Genomic DNA, 21,697 nt, shown 5'->3' with positions numbered 1-21,697 from the left:
GCAACTATTAAAACTCTCCATGTACATAAAGTACAAAAAGAATAAAATTGTCATAATATTGAGATTTCATTCTACAGACAGTACAATTCAACTATAATGAACACGCTTTCATAATTATCATTTTATTTATAAGCAAGAGGAGGAATTATTATGGCTCAAGCAAAATCTAATCGAGTCGCCGGCAATATTTTCAAAGGTTCTGTCGGCAATTTAATTGAATGGTACGATTGGTACGTTTACTCTGCTTTCGCTGTTTACTTCTCAGCAGAGTTCTTTCCTAAAGGAGATCCAACGAGTCAGTTACTCAACACAGCAGCTATTTTCGCAGTTGGATTTTTAATGCGCCCTATCGGAAGTTTATTAATGGGACGCTATGCAGATCGGCACGGACGCCGGGCAGCATTAACACTTTCGATTACGGTTATGGCCGGTGGTTCTTTAATTATCGCCTGTACACCTAGTTACGAAAGTATCGGTATTATGGCACCAATTATTTTAGTTCTTGCCCGTTTACTACAAGGATTATCACTTGGCGGAGAGTACGGAACTTCTGCCACATATTTATCTGAAATGGCTAGTAGTGGTCGCCGCGGCTTTTATTCAAGTTTCCAATATGTAACGCTCGTTGCTGGGCAAATGGTTGCGTTAGGCGTTCAAATTGTTCTTCAGCAATTGCTAAGCGAACCCGATATGAAAGCTTGGGGCTGGCGCATTCCGTTCATTATTGGAGCGATGGGCGCAGTAGCTGTATTATGGCTTCGCCGCACGATGGATGAATCGGAGCAGTTCGCAAACATAAAATCACAAAAACGCGAAAGCGCAGGAACCGTTCGCGCTCTTATGAAACACCCGAAAGCAGTATTAACAGTAGTCGGCCTAACATTAGGAGGCACTGTCGCATTCTATACGTACACAACATATTTACAAAAGTTCATGGTAAACACAGTCGGTCTTCCGAAAGAAGTTGTAAGCTGGATTAACTTTGTCGCACTACTTATTTTCGTCGTACTTCAACCAATTGCAGGACTACTATCCGATAAAATCGGACGCCGCCCATTATTAATGGCATTCGGTATTCTTGGAACATTACTAACAGCACCGATCTTCTTCTTCATGGAAAAAACGACAGAACCAATCGTAGCATTCTTACTCATGATGGTCGGTCTCATCATCGTTACTGGTTACACTTCTATTAACGCAATTGTAAAAGCAGAACTCTTCCCGACCGAAATTCGCGCACTAGGCGTAGGTTTACCATATGCACTAACAGTTGCGATATTTGGCGGAACAGCTGAGTTCATCGCATTATGGCTAAAAAGTATCGGAATGGAATCACTATTCTACTTCTACGTAGCTGGATGTATCGCGATCAGCTTTATTACGTATTGGCGTATGGATGAGTCATCGAAGACTTCGCAGATTGAGGCAGAGCTTGGTGGTGGAGATACACTAGTTAATAATAAGTCTAGTTAAAATTATGTATTCTATGTTCTTCGTTTACCTGAACTCGATTTGCTTTATCTAAAAAAGCATAATTCATTAAGATATAATTTAAAAACCTCTACTTATATGTAGGGGTTTTTGTATGACGAAAAAACACGTATTATCGACAATTGCAAAAAGCCGGAGATTTTGCCAATGTAGAATCCATTGGTACTCACACCATGCGAAAAACCTTCGGCTATTGGTTCTATAAACAAACAAAAGATGTTGCTATGTTACAAGAAATTCTTAACCATAGCACACCACACATCACTCTGGAATATATCGGAATTAATAAAGAAGAAAAAGATAATATTCTTGATACATTTCAAATTTAATTCACTTAAAATTACTATTTCAATCATCATAAAAAAGACCTTTTATTTTAAAATAAAAGGTCTTTTTTATACACATATATGTATTAAGATTTATATTTTTTTACTGTACAAGGAATAGTTACAATGTACAAATCTATAGCATAGATTGTAACCCAGATACCTTTACCTTCAGCTTCTAACTTTTTATCTAGTTGAGACAAATGCTCTGAAACTTTTCTTTTTCCCCATCTTCTAGGAAACCATTGAAAAACCTTAGGAACATTATATTTTTTATTATACCAAGTATTCAATCTCCAAAAAATGAAAAAAACCAAAACAATAATTATGATATGAAAAATATCAGAATATGAAATTCCTAAAACCATATTATATTTTCTCCATTTTCACTAAAACTCAGATAATTTACTTCTTAATTCTAATTCATCCTCTGTTTCGAAACCCTTAAATAATAAATGAATTATTTGATTATGATTAAAAAACACATTATATTCTTTTGATAAATTACCATGAGGATATGGACAAGAAACATAATCGCATAATTTATTATCAGCTTGTTGTTGCTTTCTTCCATAAATCATAAGAGGTTGATTAATTTCTTCTATAAGAGCTACAGAACCAATTGGTAATAATTAGCCTCCAATTGGAAAATAAGGGACAAACAAAGACAATCTACTCAGCTACCCTAAGATTTTAATGGTTTAATATTTTGATTTTCAAGTTTGCCTTCACAAATTCCTGTTAACACTAATAATAAGAAAAACAGGCCGTAACGGGCGATCAATTTGATCATAAAGGTCATACGCTTCGCCAAGTGGAACATCCGAATCATGTGGTTGTTCACCCTGTAACAATTACTAACAGCAAGTAGAAAACGTTTGGATAAATAAGAAGCAAATAAATTATTAAAAGATTGTAACCCCTACTATAAGAAATACTATTATTACTAAAGGAAGAATGATAATCATAAAGGATATTATTATTGTTAATAATGCTTTCCATGCTGAAAATTGGTGTGCTTCTCCTAAACATTTTAAGGAAATAATGATTGTCCAAATTCCAATAACTATATCAATTATGGCAAAAATAAGAAACAAAATCGTTAAAGTTATGCTACTATCCATTTCCGGTGTCTCACTCGTAAAGTTTTCTATCCCAAACAAGAAAAATGAAGGCACCCAAACTAATATAAGAGAATAAACGTAAGGGATATAAGAATAGGCAACTGAGTAACGTGTTTTTTCAAAGGTACCTTGTCCACCAAGTTTTTTTGCCACCCAATTAAATAACGCTGGTAGCAAAAAATAATAAATTAAAAAAGCAACGAAGGTACCGAATATAACCATTGAGATTATTGAAACTGGACTATTTATTGAATCCGCCATATTTTTAGAAGATGCTCGATCTAAACTCTGTACGAATGAGCCTAATAAAATGAGTAAAAACACATTCTTAGGTTTGGATATAAAAATTTCTTTCATTGTATCACGTGGTTTTGTCCAAATGGAGAACCAAGGATTAAGTGCACGCTTAAATTGATTTTCTGGAGTTTCCATATAAAAAACATTCCCCTTTCTTAAAACATATTAAATACAATTTCCTAATCATTCCAGTTATGTACATAGAAATATTAAAGCATAAATAGACGGTTATTTAAATATAAATATTCAATCATTTAATTTCATCTGAAACTTAGGAGGAGTGCTTCTTAGCAATTACCTCTATATTGTCTTGCATTTTTAACTATGAGCTGAGTAGTTACTTTCATTTTTGAGTACCTCACATTCTTTAATACATTGGATAAACAGTTATAATCTTACCATTAATAAGAACAAACCTAATTTCCATTCCTTCAGATGTTTTACCAGAATATAACCTTCCACCTATACATCTTTTATTGCTATAAGCCTCGTGAATGGCTTCCATAAGAAGAATGCGATTATATACTTGAAATGCAACAAATTCTCTTTAAAAGCCTATACGTATTTTCCCTCCATCTTCTATATGCTTCCGTAAATAATAGTACTTATGGAGTTCTATAATCATATAAAACAAAACAAACGAAATCACTGTGCATGCAGACATAAATACAATTGCCCCCATCTGTTGTGTTGCAATGCTAAGAATTATATTAGCAATTAACTGCCCCGATCCCGCTGCAATAGCTGCTACTTTTACACCACCAGTTCCTTTCGATGATTTTGATTTTTTTCTTGGTTCCTGAAGTTTTTCAATATGATTTTTATAAAAATAATACAAAGCAACACTATACAAACCAACTGAAAAAATAAAATAGATAGGAGTTTGTAATTGTAACACTTCATAAGCATATTTTTGAGTTATAACCAATAATCCGACTGAACATATGGCGCCATATATTCCTCGAAATAGAGTGTATTGTAACTGTCGTTTCCGAGGATTGATAGCAATCCATATCGCCCACAAATTTAAAAAAATAACTGGAGGAGTTACTATATATACATAGAGTAATCGAAAAGGATTCGCAAAAGCAGGCAAAAGAACAAACACATCTGCCCCCAAAAGGACAAGACCAATTACGTGGACTCTTATTTCATTTACAGGATAAAGAGCCATATAATGTGCAAAAGCTTTCTTATTAAAATCTAGACTTTTTTTCATGTTAATTAAACTACCCCGCTACTGTTCCAATCAGTAAAAGTTTCATAACTATTCATTCTCTCCCCCTAAATTTATCCATAATATTATGAGCAACTATATTCCATAGTAAAGAAAGTACGGTAACAAAAAGTACAGCTAAAGAAAAATAAATCCTATCCTTCCATGTATCATGTACAATCATGCCTAGTATAATCATTATTAACGCACCAACACATATAACTATTTTTGAAAATTTTCGCATTCTATTATCTCGCTTCCTTCTCAAACTTAAATGAAACTCCTGCGGAATCTATAACCATACCCACCTATTACAATCTCACCTTTGGAACTTATATCATAATCACCTAATACAGGTATATAATTAGGTATCTTAATTTTAGTAATTTCCGCTTCATATGTTTGCAACACTATCAACGTTTCAAATGTCCTTTATACATTCCTTATTTAACCCCAAAACATTAAAATATGAATATTATAAAAATTAACTATCTACTTCCCATCAAAATTACGGTAATCCTATTAAGCCTGGGATTACTCCTTCTACCTTCGCCCATTCAAACGAGCACTCAACTAACATTTGATTCTTACACTTAATTCTTAATAAACCTTCTTCTATCGTATTTATTTCAAAATAATCAATTATATTTTCTGTCCCTAAACCTTTTATTGTTAAATTATGAATAGCAAAGAAAGATATCTCTACATAAATTACATCCCACTTATCCCATCTTTTTGGCTTATTTTCCACATTTTCCTTTGTCATCAATTGAATAACTAAAGTAGGACCATCTCTTTTAAGATGCACATCTAATAACTCTGATTCTTCAAACTTTGGTATTTTCCCAAAAATACTAATTAACGCTTGTGGATTTAAAAATTTAAATTGATCAATCATTTTTATACTTCCTATTTTTATTTCTCTTCTCAAAATAATAATGATCCTCCATACCATCTACCTGTCCTGTTCGTGTATTGTATTCAGGTCTTACATTATGATGCGGTGACTGATCTCCAATTCCACCTTCTCCAAACTTATGACCCTCTGAATGATCTTGAATTATAATTTTTTGACCTTTTACTTCATATGTTAATTCTCGAGTTATAATAGGCTGTTTATTATCATTTAATATCCTTTTACCATTACTATCTGTTAATGGTACCATTTTTTGACTAATCGGGTGTTGAAATCTAGGTATATTTAATTGTCTTTTAATTTCTTTTAAACTAGCTCCCCTAGATTCATGAGAATTTTCCCTCTCAATCTTCTTAACTTTGAGATAATATTAAAAAGACTTATGCGTAATTCACATAAGTCTTACTTTTGTTACTCATAATTAATTATTATTTGTCTTTGCAATCACATAAGCTAGAAAACACTTCTCAAAAGGACGAACCAATAATGCACACTCTACAAAATAGAATTGATATCCATTAAATATAATAGTCAGGATTTTCATCCATTTTAATTAAAAATTCTTCTAAAGAATCCGCTATTTTCTCATCTTCAGAGTAAATAGGACATTGACCTAATTCATTTTCCTCTTTAAATTTAATTGTTAAAAAGTTAAGTTCTGTTACTTCAAAAAACACTAATGAATCATCATCTACATCATCTAGGTTTGGATTATATTCATAAATATCTTGCCTTAAACGGAAATCTACAACTGAAATCGGGTCCATAAATCTGTTGAAAAACGTTCTTTTATCAGACTTTAAAAAACCATAACCTATTTCTTGATAAAAGCGTTTTAGTTCTTTTGGGAGTTCCATTTGTAATAAACTTTCTGCCTCATCTATCTCATCTTGATATATAGGATAGAAAATAGGTTTCTGTTTAGAACGGACACTTCTGTCTGCTACAACATATTCTTTCAAAAAATTAAACATAATTTTTACTACCTCCTATTAAAGAAGGGCTGTTTTCAATGCTTCCTCAAGCATTGTGTTGCAATCATTATATGTATTCATCACTGTACCAGATGGTTTATCAAGTTCTAAATAAGTACCATCAGATAAGTTTTTACAGAACCATGCTATATTTGAATCTCCAAGGAAAAGATACTCTTTTTGAAATTCATTTTCATACCAAATCTCATTGGTTTCTATAAGCCCGCAAATTGATTCGTCCCTTTCTGTATCCAACAAATAAGAGTCAACTCCATAAAGTACTAACCCGTTAAAATCTAATCCATTTACAGTTTTAAGAAACTCCTCATATTCACTCGGGAGGTCAACATTAAAACTCTTTTTCATGCGTTCTCTTAATTTCTTAACTTCACTATCTGTTGCTGGTGTATTCAGTTTATCATTAAAACTTTTCTCTATTTTTTCAATTTCTAAAATCAGATTTTTCCACATATAAATTTCACCATTGCTTCAGCTTGAATCAGTTCAAAAATTTCTTTTTCATTTCCCTCATAATTGTTTAACATTCTTAGAATTTTTAAATCCTTTACATCCATGTCACTAACTCCTATCAATTATTTTAGGACTTTCTTTTACATGTTTGCTTCTGAATCCCATACCTCGATAAATTCAAAACCTTTTAAATCACTTTCTAACAATGTATTTCTAAATTCATCTGATACAAAAACGGAAGGAATATGTAATATTTCATTTAAGTAAACTTTAAATATTGTTTGGTTCTTAACCATATTAGGTAAGAATGCGTATTTTTTGAAATCTATTACTAAGCCAGAACGTAGTTTCTTTAGTATAGCTTTCTCATAGTCAATAGCATCTATTGCATTTAAAACGTTAATTATATAATACACTTCTCCCGTCACATCATGAATTAGGGGAAGAAATTCTACATTATCACCAAGTATAGACTCTAAAAATTTTTTAGCTTTCCCACTAACCATTGGTGTACCAACTTCTCCCCAAAAATGAGGCAAATCACTTTGATTTCCTTCTTCTACACATTTAATACGTATTTCTCCCCATGAATCAGATGCTTTTACTGCCGAGTCAATTTTTCCTTCAAAATACTTTTTAGAATCTTCTTCTAAGTTCAATAGTTGAAAGGATTCATAGTCATCAAATGAACTCTTTAATTCCCAAATTTTCATTTTTACTCTCCTTTGTTATTTTTCTATTATAAGATTACTCTTTCTTCGGTTTATTTAATTTTAATTCACCATTCAATAAACGTTCTCTTATATCATGTAAGGCGTCAACAGCATCTTCTTGAGTACCGCCCCGTTTCTTAACAAGACTTAATACTCTCTCTACTTCAAGTATATACTCTGAACTATGCTTCCCTATGTGTAAGACTTCAGTAGTCACGTATTTATTAACTTTATAAGGTAAAAATACTCCATTAGCCGCCGAATCATGGTCTATCCCAAATTCCTTTAATAATTTTTGTGCCTTTTCTGCCCTACTATCATTCCAAGGTGTTAGATGATGTGCTGCATTAGAATATGGGGGTGGTTCAATCCCTGCATCTTTTCCCCCATGCTCCAATCGATTTTTCTGCGTTATGAATCCCTCCAAAACCAGGATGTAGTGGCAGCGGAACACCAACAGCTTGACCACCACCAATATGGTGATGGACTAATTTAGTTCCACGTAATCCAGTAAAATCATATTGTAGAAATTCCCCTCTAAATCATTAAGGATTTAGAGGGGAATTTCTTTATTACATAAGTAATATCATTTCTTATTAAATTTACTGTGTATCAGTTCAAAGAATTTATTTGTACCAAGTGAAATTGCGCCAATAATAAGAACACCAATAATAAAATAAATCTTTTTAAATAAGTTGTAAGGAGATAAAATAGCAACTACAAGAAGTATTATAATTGCAACGAATGTGACTAATTTCCCAACTTTAAATGCTTGCATATCAGCTTTCCTCCTTCTGGATAAAAACAGCCAATATAGTCATACATCACAGGTTCTTTAACCATAAGTTTTTGTTTCCTTCCATAAATCACAATACTTAAAATTCAATAAACCTCTTTAAAAGGTTTCATGTGTTCTACCCCCATCTTCTATATGCTTCCTTAAATAATAGTACCTATGGAGTTCCATAATGAAATGAAACAACATAAACGAAAGCATGGAGTATACACACATTAATACAATTGCTACCATCTTTTGTGTTGCAAAACCAAGACTGATATTAGCAATGAGTTGACCCAATCCTACAAAAGCCACTACTCCGAAACTAGAGTTTTTTTTCGATGATTTTGATTTTTTGATTGATTCCTGAAGTTTTTTAATATGATTTTTATAATAATAATACAAAGCAAAAATATACAAACCAACCGAAAAAATAAAATAGATAGGAGTTTGTAATCCTAACATTCCATATGCAAACTTTTGGGTTATAACTAATAATCCTACTGAACATACGATGCCAAATACCCCACGAAATAGAGTGTATTGTAATTGCCGCTTCCTAGGATTTATAACAATCCATATTGCCCATACATTTAAAAAAGCAACTGGTGGAACTATTATGTACATATATATCGGTTGAACAGGATTCGCAAAAGCAGGTAAAAGCACAAATATATCTGCTATCCCAATCACAAGAGTAATTATAGTCGATCTTATATCACTTACAGCGTAAAGAGCCATATAATATTCAAAAGCTTTCTTATTAAAATCTATACTTTTTTTCATGTTAATTAAACCACCCTGCTACTGTTGACCAAGTTTTTTTCGCACCCGTTTTCACCATCACCATCTAAATTAACCCCCCATTTTACACCTTCTGTGGAATATTATTCCCTTCTTGAAAAGAAGATCAACCCATTAATAAGATCTAGACTTATCAAAAATTTCAAAAAGCCGGAGATTTTGCTGGGATCGAATCTATTGGGACTCACACCATGTGCAAAACCTTCGGCTATTGGTTCTATAAACAAACAAAAGATTTCGCTATGTTGTAAGAAATACTCAATCATAGCACCTCATAAATTACACTTAAAATATATTGGTATCAATAAGGAAGAAAAAGATAATATCTGAGCTACATTTCAAATTTAAAAAATAAAAAGGGCATATCCCTTTCAGAATTGCCCTTTACCTTAAAAGTATATGTCAGCTTATTATTTATTTCTTTTCACAAAATGATGAATCCCTTCAAAGATTACTTCTTTTAAAGCTTCTGGATAATCCGAATAGCCTTCTTTTTCCATAATTATCTCCAACACTTCCCTTAAATTCCCATCAAGTATTATAGTAACTCCTGGCGTTAGTTCACCAGTTTCTTCATTTTTAAATGTTTCTTTTATCATAACTACTTTATTTTCTTCCATGACCTAATCCTCTCTAACTAAATAGTTTTTATTCTCATCTTCCCAATATCTATATTCATAGGGTACTTGTTCATCAAATCGCTGTAAATAACCTCTCCAGTTATTCGGAATATATTCTTCAAAAGATATTGATTCCGGATAATTAGAATAAAAAATTAAACGCTCAAAATCTATTAGGAAACATGGATTATAATCATAATAGGCTTCTTCTCTATTAGTTCTTAGTTCTCTTAAAAATTCTAACCTAATATCTTCTGTAAATCTTTTATATTTTTCTATTCTTTCTAAAAAGTTAGCTATTGTAGTCTCATTTAAAATACTAATGCCTTTTCTTTCCTCTGGATATTCACTAGGAGAATATCCAGCTTGATTATAATCTAAATACCATAAATCCGATTCAGTTATATACCAATTGAGCTTATTTTTATATTTTACACCTACTATAATATTTTCGGCGTATAAAGGCTTAATCATTTAACTCGTTCTCCTCTCTTACTTAATAAGTTTAGCATTTCATCCATATTCTACCAACCACCGACTAGTGGGGTCAGGTAATTCGTATGCAATACCTTCAAATCCATATTTATCAAAAGTACCCTTGTCAACAATCTTAGGAGCTGTTCTACCTTCATTAAGTGGATTAGTTTTATAATCCTTCTGAGAAATCGCATTTTCTCTAATTAAATCATCTAAATACTGTGGTACATCAAATTCCACAATATATGAGTCTGCTCGTTTATTTTTGAAATATGTAGAGTGATCTTTTCCAGTAGATACATTTAAATTATGATCTGCCCTCCATTTACTATTTAAAGAGAGTGTACCATCATCATTAACTAAAATTAACTCTTTACTATCACCACCTTGAACCCTACGATAAGTAACGTTTTCTTCCATAGTTATTTATGTGAATTCAGCTCATTTTTTGTTTTGGGTGAAAAAATTTTTAACTTGATAGCAATGTGGTGCTGCCCCTATTAGGCAAATTCGAAAAAGAAAAGACACCCAAAGGTGCCTTCTTCCGACTTGAACCATCTTAATTTTATTGTGTAGTTATTATATAAGAAAAGAAGACATCGCTTAAGATGTCTTCTTTTCCTTTTACACTTGGTGTTAAGAAGGTATTTATTGCTTAAAAACCATAAAAAAATATAACAATCATCGAGTAAACCTATTATAGCATCAATAAATAGAATTTTTATATGCATTTTTACATATATATAGATTTATTTATGTTTTATCTATATAGTTAAATTGTCTGTTTCTTGTTTTAATTCGTTTGTTTATTTTGATTGCTCCAGCAATGGAGCCTTTTTTTATGCAATAAAACATTTTCTTAGCATTACTTAGTTGATCTATATTAACTTTACCCTCTTAAATTATATCTATATTTTACCAAACAATTATGTAGATAACCAGTTTTTTCTAATAATCTAGTGGATTGATAATTTTAATGGTAGTTATTAATACTTACAGGAAAATTCAGTATGCAATGGAAATTGAGAAATCAAGAATTATAAAAAACTTATAGTATCTTTTGTAAAAGTATATTTATAATTTGTATATTAATATGTTATAATTTAATTTCTAAAACTACCAAAAAAGGACTGCCAGTAATGGTGGTCTTTTTTAAATTGGTAAGATTGTACTAGGTTGAGCAAAAAAATGGAACCGAAAAAGTTATTTCTAATGAGGATAGCCTTCTTATGATGAAGTTTCATTCAGTGGATCTGCAAGCAAACATAAAAGAAGGAAAAAATTACGATTTTACTTTACGTGGATATAGAGTACCTATACTTTCATGGTTTCCAAATTTAGATGGTGCCGAACCACAAAATTAGCACTATTCTTTAATAAAAAATCCTACTCATTTTTTAATGAGTAGGATTTTTTATTAAAGAGCTATTTCGTATTAATTTGCGCCATCATTTAATATGCTATTTTTAAATGATTTCCAAATTTGATGACTAATTATCTAAATTTCTAAACTCTATACAGCACTATCAATTAAACAATTATTAAATATATCTTCTATCTAAAACATCGTATTATCATTAGCTGCTTCACTTGGAATCTCTTGAATTACATCCCAGTGTTCGACAATCTTTCCATCCTTGATACGAAATATATCCACTATAGCAACTCCCTTATCTTGAGAATTAGTACGAGAATGTACATGAAGAGCAACTGTATCCCCTTCAGCTACTACGCGTTTAATCTCTGCAGAGGAATTAGGATTTTTAACAAAATCCTCCTTAAAGAAATCCATGAAGGCTTTTCGTCCATCAGCAACAAAAGGATTATGTTGCTTATAATCTTCGCTAACATATTTAGGGATAATATCGATATTATGTTTGTTAAAAACTTCATTATAGAAATCAACTACCATCTTTTTATTCTTTTCATTTTCTTTTACTTCTTTTGATACAGAAGCGACATTCTCGCTCTTAATTGAGTTACCTTTGTTATTACCGTTGGAAGCTTGATATACCAAAGTCGAAACTACTCCTAAAATAAATACAGAAATAATTGTTATGATTAAACTTTTCTCTAATTTCATATATACCTACCTCTTCTACTTAAATAAGTTTTCTTCTATAAAAAGCTTGAAGAAGGAGAAACCTTCCCCAAAATGTAATGTCAGGGGTAATGTTAGGAATTTCATTTATCCTAACCTCCCCCTATACAAGGCATATTAGAAACGATTAATTCTAACTTAATACCTCATTAACAGTTGCACTGTCCACAATTTGAATAAACTTCTTAACCTTATCGTTCTCATCAAACTTATAAAGGTGACAAAAATCTGCTACAAATGACTTCCCTGTAGCTTTATATGTTCCACTATATTTTCCATAAACGATAACAGTATTGTTATTAAAAGCATAAATTTCATCTTTAGCGCTATAGTCATCCCATTCTGTGCCAAGACGTTCATGTACGTTTTTCACTACTTCATCTGGACCTATATAAGTACCTGCATATGGAAACCCAGCAGCTTCTGTCCAAGATACATTTTCACTTAAATACGTTTTGAACGCATCCAATTTCCCTTCGCCAGTTAACACATACGTTTCATGTAATAGTTTTTGATATTTATTCATATCATTAACCCCAAGGCATTTCTTTTGTTACAACTTTTGCACTTAATTCTAATACACCTTTATTTGCATAGCCTGGATATGCTGCTTCAAGTTTTGCCACAAAATCTTTTGAAGTTCCACTTTCCTCAGAAGCTTGAACCGCCGTTCTTAGATAATCCATTGTCGCAGTAAGTGCTTGATTATTTAGGGATTTTTCGATTGATCCATGGCTAGGCACAATTATGTCAGCATGTAATGCTTGTAATACTTTCAAGTTCTCAATCCATGCCTCCATATCCGCTTTTGAGCTAGTATCCGCTAAGAATACATGTATTTCGTTAAATACATCGATACCACCAATTAATACTTTTAGTTCTTTATTAAATAGGCTAGTTCTGTAATGATCTAAGCCTACTAGTTCAAATGTTAACCCCTGAAAATCAATCGCTTTTTCTTTAAATACTTGAGGTAATACCACGTTACTTGGTGCATTTTCTCCAAGGACGTCTTTCCAAACTTTTAATTTCCCTAAGACAGAATGAACGATATGTTCAACAGTAGACTCTGTTGCATACGCTATAGCTTCTGGGTAAACGGCTTTAATGCTCTCTAATCCAAAGTAGTAGTCTGGATCCCCATGAATAATAAAGATTTTATCTAGAGATAAGTTGTTTTTTTTCAGATACTCAACAATTTCTTTCGAATCAGATTGAGTAAATTTTGAGTTTATTAAAAATGCATGTCCTGCTTTCTCAACTAATGTTGCTGTGACCATAAAGCTTTTTTCGTCCGAACTAAACACCGTTAATTTCACATCTTTTTGATTTGTATCGATTGTTTTAAACATAGTATGTTATTCTCCTTTTGTTAAAGTTATTAACTAATTATCATATTTTTAGCTTGTTCCGATAAAATCTCCCACTCCCATTTATCTGAAAGTGTAATAGTACTGGCGAATATTCCGGAGATCAACGTCAGGTGGTCTAAGATAACATGTTTGCTACTGTATCCTAAATTTTCTTAATATAAATTTTTAAAACGCGCTTCAATTTTATCCGGTTTCATTACGCCACCACCAATAGGAATAATTTGATTATCCTTTTGTAAAAGTAATGAAGGATAGCTATTAACACCAAGCTGTCGAACTTTATTGAAATCATTTTGGACATCTATTATTGTTTCTTGAGCGTTTAAACGTTCTAATACTTGTTCAGGGTCCAAACCATGCTCGATTGCAATCTTGCGATATGTTTCAGGATCACTCAGACTTTGGCCCTCATAATAAAACGCTTTTTGCATAGCCGAAGTGAATTCTAATAAACGGTCTGGCGCTAATGAGCGTAAAGCTGAAAAGCCAATTGCAGCATCTTTCGAATTCATTTTAAAAGTCCCTTCCTCCACCAATTTTTGATATGAAGGACCAAATTCAGCACCTGTAAGTTGATTAATTCTTTTATTTCCTTCTTCTATATATGAGAAGTTTTTCATTGGTAAATTATCTAAAAATAACCCTCCACATAAAACCGTTAATGGTACTTCAGTGTGGTTTTTGTAAAATCCTTTAATACTTTCTGAAAAACCATAGCACCATCCACAATATGCATCCCATACGTAAATAAGGTTATCTTGTTTCGTCTCCATTTAAATCTCCTACCTTTTTTTTATTATCCAGCTCAACTAAATTTTTGGTTTATATAAGTACATCTTTTTATACCTTGTTCTTTTTTAGCTACCTTACTATATTTCCCAAAAACTAATATTTCCAAAGAAAGATCCACCAAGGTTTTTAACAAAAGATAACATTGCACCTTATTGCCCCGTAACAGAAAATACTAAAGCTTGGAATATGCATTGATTTGAATGTGTTAGTAACTTTCTACACCGGGTGGCAACGTATGGACCACCATCCTTAATTAAATATATAAATCATATTTTTAGCAGATATTAGTTGTAACTAAATTAATTACATCTTTATGTAACTATTTTAGTTACAACTAATATAGAAGTCAATTCTTTTTTTCGAAAACATTAAATTTCTACATTATAACGAAATTCTGTGTTAACTTGTTAAAAAAAAAGAGGAGCCATCTCCTCTTCATAAATAAACACTATTTAATTTGTTCCTTATACTCATGGTTAACAACTACATACCACTTTCCTGTATCAAATTTTTCTTTATTAATCACGTAAACTTTACTTTCTCTCATTACCTCCCCTGGTTTTAATCCCTTAGTAATAGTAGATGTCTCGCCTTTTTCAACCGCATAACTACTAGCTGCCAACACATCACTTTGGTAAGCATTATCATTTTCATCCACTAAATCCACTGATGGTAAAACGGCTAATTTCATCGGTTCGTTTGTGATATTTTTCCCTTCTGCTTCTACAACAATAAAGACATGTCCATCTTCAGGTTTTTGGAATCCTATACTCTCTTTACCAACCTTATCTCTTTCTACAACTCTTTTTACAGTTACATCAAATTTAGGTGTATGGAAATCCTTGTTTACAGCATACTCTTTTTCTTTTATTTTTGATTTCTCTTTTGTTTGTTCTGTATTTTTCTGCTTTGTATTTTCTTTCGTTTTCGTCTCATCAGTTGTTTGCACTTTCTTTTCTTCTTGTTTAGAATTGGTTTCTTTAGATTCTGAAGAAGTTTTGTCGGATGTATTGCCACAACCAGATAAATTGAATACTAAAGCGCCACCTAAAATACATGTAGTAAATTTTTTCAACATCTTTTTTTATCCCCCAATAACACGATATGTAAATTTCTTACTTATCATAGCAAAAAACACGATCTTAAATTGTTGCATCTTGTCGAATGATTAAGAATAATCAATTTCTTTTACGTAAAATAAGAAGACCACGAATAAGTAACCTCGTAAAATGAGTAAAAAAACTAGCAGCTTACAGAAAATCCCTCTAAAATGATTGTTATATATACTCGGAAATGTAGAATGGGATTAAAGACAAAAAACACATTTAGGAGGTTATCATGACATTTGATGAACTGAAAAAAAAACAAACCAACAACCCAATGGATTGAGAATGATGAAGGTGGGGAATTTTTCACTGAAGAAAATATAAGTGCAACAAATAAAGTTCTTGATACTTACATAAATAATTTAGAGCAATTGGGAAAAAATCCAACTGAAGTTGAAATAATGCATGTTGTTAAAGAGGTTGTTCTTAACATAAATGAATTAAATGACGAACATGACTATTTTATCGAAACAATGGAAAGAGAAGATCTCTATGAATTTATCGATACAGCAGCAAGAATAGCTGGTCTAGAATCCGAAGAAGATATAACAGAAGAATGGCGAGAATGGTAAAAAGTTGCCCCTCTAATAATTAGAGGGGCAACTTTTTTCATATACCAATTGAATGAATGATTTGATGTCCGCACAGAATTCATACATTGCAACATAATATTAAGAGGATTCAATTATAAATACTAGCACACCCATCCTGACAAAAAAGACCACCAAAAGGCAGTCCCTCAAAACTCAATCCTATTCCCAATCCCGCACTCCACCGCTTTCTCATACAAATACTTTGCAACAATAATATCTACTACTGCCAAACCAACTGATTTGAAAATAGTAATCTCTTCATTATTTTCGCGTCCAGCTTTTTCTCCACTTATAATTTGACCAAGTTCAGCGTGAATGGCGTTTGCTTTGAATAGACCTTCTTTTATCGGAACTTGAAGGTCTCCTGTTTCGTCTAGTGCTGCTTCTTTTGATTCGACTACTACTTTGTTTGCTCCCGCGATGGCATGGGATGGTAGTTCTTGCATGTTCGGTTTGAATGAGCCGACGGCGTTTATGTGGACGCCTTTTTGTAGTTTTTCTGAGAAGACTGGTGTGGATGCGTTCGTAGTTGTGACGATGATGTCTGCTTCGCTTATTGCTTCATTTGCATTTGTGTGAACATATGCAGGTTTGTTGAATCTCTCTTGTATATATTCCGCAAATGCATACGCCTTTTCTTCTGTGCGATTGTATAAGATGACTTTTTCGATATCTCTAACCGCAAATATTGCTTCAGCAATTCCTTTCGCTTGTTCACCCGTGCCGATAATGCATAAAGTTTTTGCGTTATGACGAGCTAAATATTTTGTCGCTACTCCTGATAAGGCGCCTGTTCGAATCATCGTTAAGTAGGATCCTTCTAAAAGTGCGAGCGGTTCTCCCGTTTGAAAGTCTGATAGCATCACAATCCCGTTTATCGTTTTCTTTCCTACCTTTTTGTTCTCGGGGACTACTGTTACTACTTTTAAGCCAAGTGCCTCAAGCCCTTCCGCTACTGAAGGCATAATTAATGCCGTATTTCGCTCGTTCGCAAATGGTAATGAGCCCCTTATTGGTGTAATCGTTCTTTCTGCGGAAAATTCTTTTAAAGCAAGCGCCGCGTATTCAATAACTTCATTCATATTTACTAAGTTTCTTTGTTCGTTCGCGCTTATGACTAACATATCTTTCCACCCCCTCCTTCTATCCTAACAAAAATCCACGGTTCAAATCATCTCTCGGGTCTACAACGAACTGATGAAATCCTGTAATAAAGGCATGCCCCGTTACTTTTGGAACGACAGCTTCATATGTATCTACTGCGGTTACCGACAATACTTCCCCCTCGAATTTCCCGTCAGTAATGCATTCATGGACGAAAATTTCTCCCTTTTGTAAAGCATCTTTTTCAAAAAGAGTTGCGATTCTTGCGGAAGTTCCTGTACCGCAAGGAGAACGATCTACTTGCCCATCAGCAAAGATTGTTACATTTCGTAAAGTTGCGTCTTCTCCTTTCGGTTCATCTGAGAAAATAACGCCGTATATCCCTTTTACTCCTTCTTCAAGTGGATGCTTCACTTCCATTTTGCTCTCGATGTAGTGCTTAATTTTACCGCCCCACGCTTGAATAGCAGATAAGTCTTTGAAATCGACTTTCAAGCCAAATTCTTTACAGTCTACTACCGCATAAAAAGCTCCGCCAAACGCGATATCTACTTGAAATTCATAGTCATCTATTTTAATAGGAACGTCTTTTTTGTATACAAATGAAGGAACATTTTCAAATGATACAGATTCTACTTCACTCCCGTTATATGTTGCATACGCAATGACTTCCCCAGCTGGGCTATCAATAATGAACTTTTGTTTTTCCCCCTTTACTTCAAACATGCCTGTTTCAATTCCGACTGTAATAACAGCAATAATGCCATGACCACACATCGTACTCCATCCTTCGTTGTGCATAAATAATACGCCAAAATCAGCGTGAGCACTCGCAGGCGGAGTAATGATACAACCGTACATGCCGTGATGTCCTCTCGGTTCATACATAAGAACTTCGCGAAGATGATCCAAATGTTCCATGCAGTACGCACGTCTTTCTAGCTGCGTGTCTCCTTTTATTTCCGGCACGCCGCCCGTAATAATTCGAAGCGGTTCCCCAGCTACGTGAGCATCAATTGTTGTGTACACTTTACTAACCTTCATTTCTATCTCTCCCCTATATGTTGATACTCTTTTTATTGCAAATATCATGCCAACGCATAGGATATAAATTTGTATACATTGTTTAAAAAAGCATACATTACTGTCTATTTTTTTATACACTGTCCAGAGGCTATGTTATGGAGCCCCTTGATACAACCAGTCTTATTATTTTCACTGGAAAGTTACTTCCACCCCCAACATATACTGTTCAAAAGCAAAAAGGAAGTGATCCAATGTATTACGGAACAAAGGGCTGGTACGTAGCTGAACTAAAAAAATTAGGCGTACGCTATCATGAAGGACGAAAACTAGAAAGTTACCGCGGGCACATCTTGCGCAATTTACTACTTGCACAACAAGAGAAATTAAAAGAACAGTAACATTCTAATGTAACGATATCGGCGATTCGACATGCAATATCGACTTACCGACAAATTTCGCTAATTCATCTACCTAAACCACCAACCAATTACACATCAATACAAACAAAAAAGGTCACCCAAACGGGTGACCTTTCTTTCTTATTCACAAACAAGAATCTGTCTAGTAAATGATCCTTTTCTTGTAATACAGCGATCTGTAATTTCGAATCCTGCTTCATGGATCATGTCGTCCATTGTTTCCATCGTGACAACGACTACTTTTTTCGCGATGCGGCGTGCACTTGAGAGAATTGATAGTTGATCTTCTGGTGTGGCATGCGTAAATAAGTCGTACGGCATATCGATAATAGCAACGTCGTAGTTCTCAGTAATTTCCTCGATCGGCCCTTTTGTTACTGTTCCTTCAAATCCGAAATGCGCGATATTTTTTCTCGTTCCAAGAACTACAAGTGGATTTATATCTCTACCAACGATGTTAATCCCCATAGAAAGTGCTTCTACTACTACTGTTCCAATACCGCAGCACGGGTCAATTGCTCGTACTCCCTCTGGATTTGGTACAGCGATATTTGCAACTGATCTCGCAACACGTGTGCTAAGAGATGTCGAATAACTATGCGGTTTTTTTATGTGATGATACCAAACGGGTTCGCTTTCTACATAGTGCCCGAAGTACCAGCGTCCTCCAAGAGGAACAATCCCGAATACACGCTCTGGATTACGAACATCCGCTTCTCCTTCAATATGCATGCCGAGGTCTCGTTCAATCAGACGTCTTTCTCCATATTCAATTTTATTCTCTCCAACGAGGTCATTGATTTTAACGAAGATAACTTTAAATGTCGCTCCCGCCAAATCAATTTGTTCCACTTGTTTTAAAATGCTTTCTAAGTCGTCCCCTTCATACATAACTTCAATTCGCTCTTTAATAAACGCACTTCTACTCGGGTCAATTTTGACATCACTTTTTAAAATATTAACGTGGGACTCCATTCCAAAGAACGAGCGCATTTCCAAGTAACATAAAGCACGCTCCTCCTCACGAAATGCATACGTATATATACAGGCAGGTGTTTTACTATGATTATTCAATCTATTATCATCCTCTATCGTTTAAAATTGTTCTGATTACAATTACTCAAATACTTTTCTTTTGTATATAAAATTAAATGATATCATATGCCGGAAATAAAGAGAAACGTTAATATATAAAAGAGACTGCCAATGGCAATCTCTTATTATTTATTAACGGAAAGAAGACACGTTGTTACCCATTTCTTCATAGTAATCTAAAATACCTTGATAAATCGCTTCCGCTGCACTTTGTCTCTGCGCTGGTGTAGCTATTTTATCTGCATCACTTTTATTATCTACAAATGCTAATTCTGCTAATACAGCTGGCATTGTATTTTCTCTAATTACGTATAAATCGCCTTTTTTCACACCACGATCTTTTGTTCCCAGTGCATCTACAAGACGCTCTTGAATTTTTTCTGCTAGTAAACGACTTTCTGATACGTTAGGATTTGTTCCTCTTGCTGTCGCTGATTCATAGTAGAACGTTTCTGTACCTTGTCCATTTTTCTCTTCCGTGCCATTACCATGAATACTTACAAAAATATCCCCATTATTTTTTTGAGCAAATTCTACACGTTTCTTTAAAGAATCAGAAGCACTTGTTCCTGGACGTGTATCATCTGTACGAGTGAATAACACAGTAAATGGTGTCTTTTTCTCAAATATTTTCTGTAATCGTAGTGATACATCTAATACAGTTTCACTTTCTTTCTCATAATAACCTGGATTACCTGAATCCGCTCCCCCATGACCTGGATCAATGATAATCGCTTTTCCTTCTAAGAAGTTACCTTGCTTCACTGGATTTAATTGATTTTTATTAACCCATTGGAAACCAGCGCCCATGCGGATACGAATCCAGCTGCCGTTCTCTTCAATAACAGTTACTTGTTGTGCGTTATGTGTTCCCATTATTTTTGAAGAAGAAGAAGCTTCTGCATAAGTAGTGAATCCTTCATTAATAACTTCTGTTTTCTCTACTAAAGGTGTCCATTTATCACCTTTACTTGTTGCAATTTTGATCCATCCATCTCGTTCTTCTTTAATTTCAACCATTTGTGGATTATGCTGATTTGCACTAATCCCAGAACTTAATGATGGTGCGTGATATGTAATGAATTTTCTATCTATGTACATTTTCTTTGTTTCTACTGGACGATCACTATTCTTGCTAAATTTATCTGTTTGCGCAGTAAGTTGAGCTGCTTGTTCACGCGTAATAGAATCATTCGGTTTCCAGCCATCCTCTGTACCTAAAGAAAGTTTTAATTCTACTAAAATATTAACTTCTTCTTTACCCCAATGATTCTCTAAATCAGCAAATTTTGTAGGAACTGGTCCTGTTACTTTGCTTTTCAGATTATATGCTCTTACAAGCATAGCTGCCATTTCAGCACGAGTTACTTTTCCTTCAGGATCAAATACTCCTGGTTCTCGCCCTTTAATAATATTCTCTTTTTCCATGGCTGCAATAAATGAAGCTGCCCAACTATTTTTTGCATCATTATAAGACGGCTTTGCATTTGGATCTATTTTAGCACCAATTGCTGTTGCGATAATCTTTGCTGCCTGAGCGCGTGTTAAATTTCCGTATGGCATAAAGTTACCATCTGGCATACCGTTAATTACATTTCTCTCTACTAAATAATAAATTGCGTCTTTTGACCACGCACTATCTGAAACATCAGGAAATTTCTTCGTTTCTGCTAAACTACTAATTGGATGTGCTAGTAAATTTGCTGCTAATAAACCTGCGGCTATTGCTTTGTACTTCATGAAAAATAAATCTCCTCTCAAAACTTCATATTCATTCATTTTTTTAATCAAGCTAACTAAAAAATATTAACTATTAATTAATTCCTTTCATAGTGTATAACATTATATATCTATAGTAAATACGTTTCCGGCCGTATAACA

At 33.5% G+C, this 21,697-nt stretch carries 26 protein-coding genes and 5 pseudogenes; 5 read left to right on the top strand and 26 right to left on the bottom strand.

The genetic code is table 11. The features are described 5' to 3' along the window. The first annotated feature begins 150 nt into the window (after positions 1–150). Positions 151–1,473 (top strand): MFS transporter, encoded by a 1,323-nt coding sequence (locus HFD78_RS00600; protein WP_000035824.1) that lies wholly within the window; start codon positions 151–153, stop codon positions 1,471–1,473. Positions 1,474–1,604: 131 nt separating this feature from the next. Beyond that, positions 1,605–1,820: pseudogene (locus HFD78_RS00595) on the top strand (tyrosine-type recombinase/integrase); the annotation flags it as partial. Positions 1,821–1,903: 83 nt separating this feature from the next. On the opposite strand, the gene HFD78_RS00590 reads toward HFD78_RS00595, so the two are convergent. From HFD78_RS00590 to HFD78_RS00520, 14 genes and pseudogenes are all read right to left on the bottom strand, one after another. Beyond that, positions 1,904–2,185: a hypothetical protein gene (locus tag HFD78_RS00590; RefSeq protein ID WP_000242737.1), complete on the bottom strand. Its 282-nt coding sequence runs from the start codon at positions 2,183–2,185 to the stop codon at positions 1,904–1,906. A gap of 21 nt (positions 2,186–2,206) precedes the next feature. Further along, complete coding sequence (locus HFD78_RS00585; protein ID WP_000639126.1) at positions 2,207–2,398, bottom strand: DUF4176 domain-containing protein; 192 nt, start codon at positions 2,396–2,398, stop codon at positions 2,207–2,209. A 324-nt stretch (positions 2,399–2,722) separates the two neighbouring features. Further along, the gene (locus tag HFD78_RS00580) at positions 2,723–3,373 is read right to left on the bottom strand and encodes a Yip1 family protein (RefSeq protein WP_000449711.1); all 651 of its coding nucleotides are present in this window, start codon (positions 3,371–3,373) and stop codon (positions 2,723–2,725) included. Positions 3,374–3,785: 412 nt separating this feature from the next. Further along, a complete protein-coding gene (locus tag HFD78_RS00570) occupies positions 3,786–4,457 on the bottom strand; it encodes a hypothetical protein (protein ID WP_000749010.1) in 672 nt (223 codons plus the stop codon). A gap of 505 nt (positions 4,458–4,962) precedes the next feature. Then, complete coding sequence (locus HFD78_RS00565) at positions 4,963–5,352, bottom strand: immunity 50 family protein (RefSeq protein ID WP_000566915.1); 390 nt, start codon at positions 5,350–5,352, stop codon at positions 4,963–4,965. After that, positions 5,345–5,620 carry an HNH/endonuclease VII fold putative polymorphic toxin gene (locus HFD78_RS00560; protein ID WP_000249010.1) on the bottom strand — a complete coding sequence of 92 codons (276 nt, stop codon included), beginning with the start codon at positions 5,618–5,620 and terminating at the stop codon, positions 5,345–5,347. The genes HFD78_RS00565 and HFD78_RS00560 overlap by 8 nt, the downstream gene beginning before the upstream one ends. Before the next feature lie 268 nt (positions 5,621–5,888). Further along, positions 5,889–6,344: an SMI1/KNR4 family protein gene (locus HFD78_RS00555; protein WP_000481686.1), complete on the bottom strand. Its 456-nt coding sequence runs from the start codon at positions 6,342–6,344 to the stop codon at positions 5,889–5,891. An 18-nt stretch (positions 6,345–6,362) separates the two neighbouring features. Next, the gene (locus tag HFD78_RS00550; protein WP_000265786.1) at positions 6,363–6,815 is read right to left on the bottom strand and encodes a YrhA family protein; all 453 of its coding nucleotides are present in this window, start codon (positions 6,813–6,815) and stop codon (positions 6,363–6,365) included. A 140-nt stretch (positions 6,816–6,955) separates the two neighbouring features. Next, positions 6,956–7,528 carry an imm11 family protein gene (locus tag HFD78_RS00545; protein WP_000707082.1) on the bottom strand — a complete coding sequence of 191 codons (573 nt, stop codon included), beginning with the start codon at positions 7,526–7,528 and terminating at the stop codon, positions 6,956–6,958. A 34-nt stretch (positions 7,529–7,562) separates the two neighbouring features. Next, positions 7,563–7,925 carry an AHH domain-containing protein gene (locus tag HFD78_RS00540; RefSeq protein ID WP_000399811.1) on the bottom strand — a complete coding sequence of 121 codons (363 nt, stop codon included), beginning with the start codon at positions 7,923–7,925 and terminating at the stop codon, positions 7,563–7,565. After that, positions 7,894–8,007, bottom strand: a pseudogene (locus HFD78_RS29360) (hypothetical protein); the annotation flags it as partial. The pseudogene HFD78_RS29360 and the gene HFD78_RS00540, both read right to left, overlap by 32 nt. A 107-nt stretch (positions 8,008–8,114) precedes the next feature. Beyond that, positions 8,115–8,306: a hypothetical protein gene (locus tag HFD78_RS00530; protein WP_001147554.1), complete on the bottom strand. Its 192-nt coding sequence runs from the start codon at positions 8,304–8,306 to the stop codon at positions 8,115–8,117. Between the two features lie 11 nt (positions 8,307–8,317). Continuing rightward, a pseudogene (locus HFD78_RS00525) lies at positions 8,318–8,410 on the bottom strand (DUF4176 domain-containing protein); the annotation flags it as partial. Between the two features lie 13 nt (positions 8,411–8,423). Beyond that, positions 8,424–9,092, bottom strand: coding sequence for a hypothetical protein (locus HFD78_RS00520; RefSeq protein ID WP_000748172.1), 669 nt, complete (start codon positions 9,090–9,092; stop codon positions 8,424–8,426). 116 nt (positions 9,093–9,208) lie between these two features. Here HFD78_RS00520 and HFD78_RS00515 point away from each other — a divergent pair. Next, a pseudogene (locus tag HFD78_RS00515) lies at positions 9,209–9,440 on the top strand (site-specific integrase); the annotation flags it as partial. Positions 9,441–9,520: 80 nt separating this feature from the next. Here the strand turns inward: HFD78_RS00515 and HFD78_RS00510 are convergent. The 8 genes from HFD78_RS00510 to HFD78_RS00475 all read right to left on the bottom strand — a co-directional run bounded on the left by HFD78_RS00510 (position 9,521) and on the right by HFD78_RS00475 (position 15,551). Then, a complete protein-coding gene (locus tag HFD78_RS00510) occupies positions 9,521–9,730 on the bottom strand; it encodes a hypothetical protein (RefSeq protein WP_000392187.1) in 210 nt (69 codons plus the stop codon). 3 nt (positions 9,731–9,733) lie between these two features. Further along, positions 9,734–10,204, bottom strand: coding sequence for a hypothetical protein (locus HFD78_RS00505; RefSeq protein WP_000595046.1), 471 nt, complete (start codon positions 10,202–10,204; stop codon positions 9,734–9,736). Positions 10,205–10,243: 39 nt separating this feature from the next. Further along, the gene (locus HFD78_RS00500; RefSeq protein WP_000392287.1) at positions 10,244–10,627 is read right to left on the bottom strand and encodes a hypothetical protein; all 384 of its coding nucleotides are present in this window, start codon (positions 10,625–10,627) and stop codon (positions 10,244–10,246) included. Between the two features lie 1,138 nt (positions 10,628–11,765). Further along, positions 11,766–12,290, bottom strand: coding sequence for a nuclear transport factor 2 family protein (locus tag HFD78_RS00495; RefSeq protein WP_000764207.1), 525 nt, complete (start codon positions 12,288–12,290; stop codon positions 11,766–11,768). Between the two features lie 151 nt (positions 12,291–12,441). Continuing rightward, a complete protein-coding gene (locus tag HFD78_RS00490) occupies positions 12,442–12,834 on the bottom strand; it encodes a nuclear transport factor 2 family protein (RefSeq protein WP_001046361.1) in 393 nt (130 codons plus the stop codon). A 4-nt stretch (positions 12,835–12,838) separates the two neighbouring features. Further along, entirely contained in the window at positions 12,839–13,660 is an 822-nt protein-coding gene (locus tag HFD78_RS00485) for an MBL fold metallo-hydrolase (RefSeq protein ID WP_000477277.1), read from the bottom strand. Between the two features lie 173 nt (positions 13,661–13,833). Next, positions 13,834–14,454, bottom strand: a complete 621-nt coding sequence (locus HFD78_RS00480) for a DsbA family protein (RefSeq protein ID WP_097863030.1) — start codon at positions 14,452–14,454, stop codon at positions 13,834–13,836. Between the two features lie 467 nt (positions 14,455–14,921). Further along, positions 14,922–15,551: a hypothetical protein gene (locus tag HFD78_RS00475; RefSeq protein WP_025966929.1), complete on the bottom strand. Its 630-nt coding sequence runs from the start codon at positions 15,549–15,551 to the stop codon at positions 14,922–14,924. Between the two features lie 260 nt (positions 15,552–15,811). On the opposite strand from HFD78_RS00475, the pseudogene HFD78_RS29355 reads away from it, so the two are divergent. Next, positions 15,812–16,151 (top strand): annotated as a pseudogene (locus HFD78_RS29355) (hypothetical protein). A 167-nt stretch (positions 16,152–16,318) separates the two neighbouring features. Here HFD78_RS29355 and HFD78_RS00465 read toward each other — a convergent pair. Together HFD78_RS00465 and HFD78_RS00460 are read right to left on the bottom strand one after the other, a co-directional pair. Then, on the bottom strand, positions 16,319–17,296 hold the full coding sequence (locus HFD78_RS00465) for an ornithine cyclodeaminase family protein (RefSeq protein WP_098582197.1): 978 nt from the start codon (positions 17,294–17,296) through the stop codon (positions 16,319–16,321). A 19-nt stretch (positions 17,297–17,315) separates the two neighbouring features. Continuing rightward, positions 17,316–18,320 carry a proline racemase family protein gene (locus HFD78_RS00460; protein WP_098582198.1) on the bottom strand — a complete coding sequence of 335 codons (1,005 nt, stop codon included), beginning with the start codon at positions 18,318–18,320 and terminating at the stop codon, positions 17,316–17,318. A 137-nt stretch (positions 18,321–18,457) separates the two neighbouring features. On the opposite strand from HFD78_RS00460, the gene HFD78_RS00455 reads away from it, so the two are divergent. Further along, a complete protein-coding gene (locus HFD78_RS00455; RefSeq protein WP_000433499.1) occupies positions 18,458–18,700 on the top strand; it encodes a YflJ family protein in 243 nt (80 codons plus the stop codon). 141 nt (positions 18,701–18,841) lie between these two features. Here the strand turns inward: HFD78_RS00455 and HFD78_RS00450 are convergent, their stop codons facing one another. Both HFD78_RS00450 and HFD78_RS00445 read right to left on the bottom strand, forming a co-directional pair. Next, positions 18,842–19,795 carry a TRM11 family SAM-dependent methyltransferase gene (locus HFD78_RS00450; protein WP_001059308.1) on the bottom strand — a complete coding sequence of 318 codons (954 nt, stop codon included), beginning with the start codon at positions 19,793–19,795 and terminating at the stop codon, positions 18,842–18,844. A gap of 153 nt (positions 19,796–19,948) precedes the next feature. After that, positions 19,949–21,556, bottom strand: coding sequence for an N-acetylmuramoyl-L-alanine amidase (locus HFD78_RS00445; RefSeq protein ID WP_065704777.1), 1,608 nt, complete (start codon positions 21,554–21,556; stop codon positions 19,949–19,951). Positions 21,557–21,697 lie beyond the last annotated feature (141 nt).

It is taken from the genome of Bacillus sp. EKM501B, assembly GCF_011800505.1.
Taxonomy (GTDB): Bacteria; Bacillota; Bacilli; order Bacillales; family Bacillaceae_G; genus Bacillus_A; species Bacillus_A cereus.
This window is presented reverse-complemented; position numbering and strand designations above follow the sequence as displayed.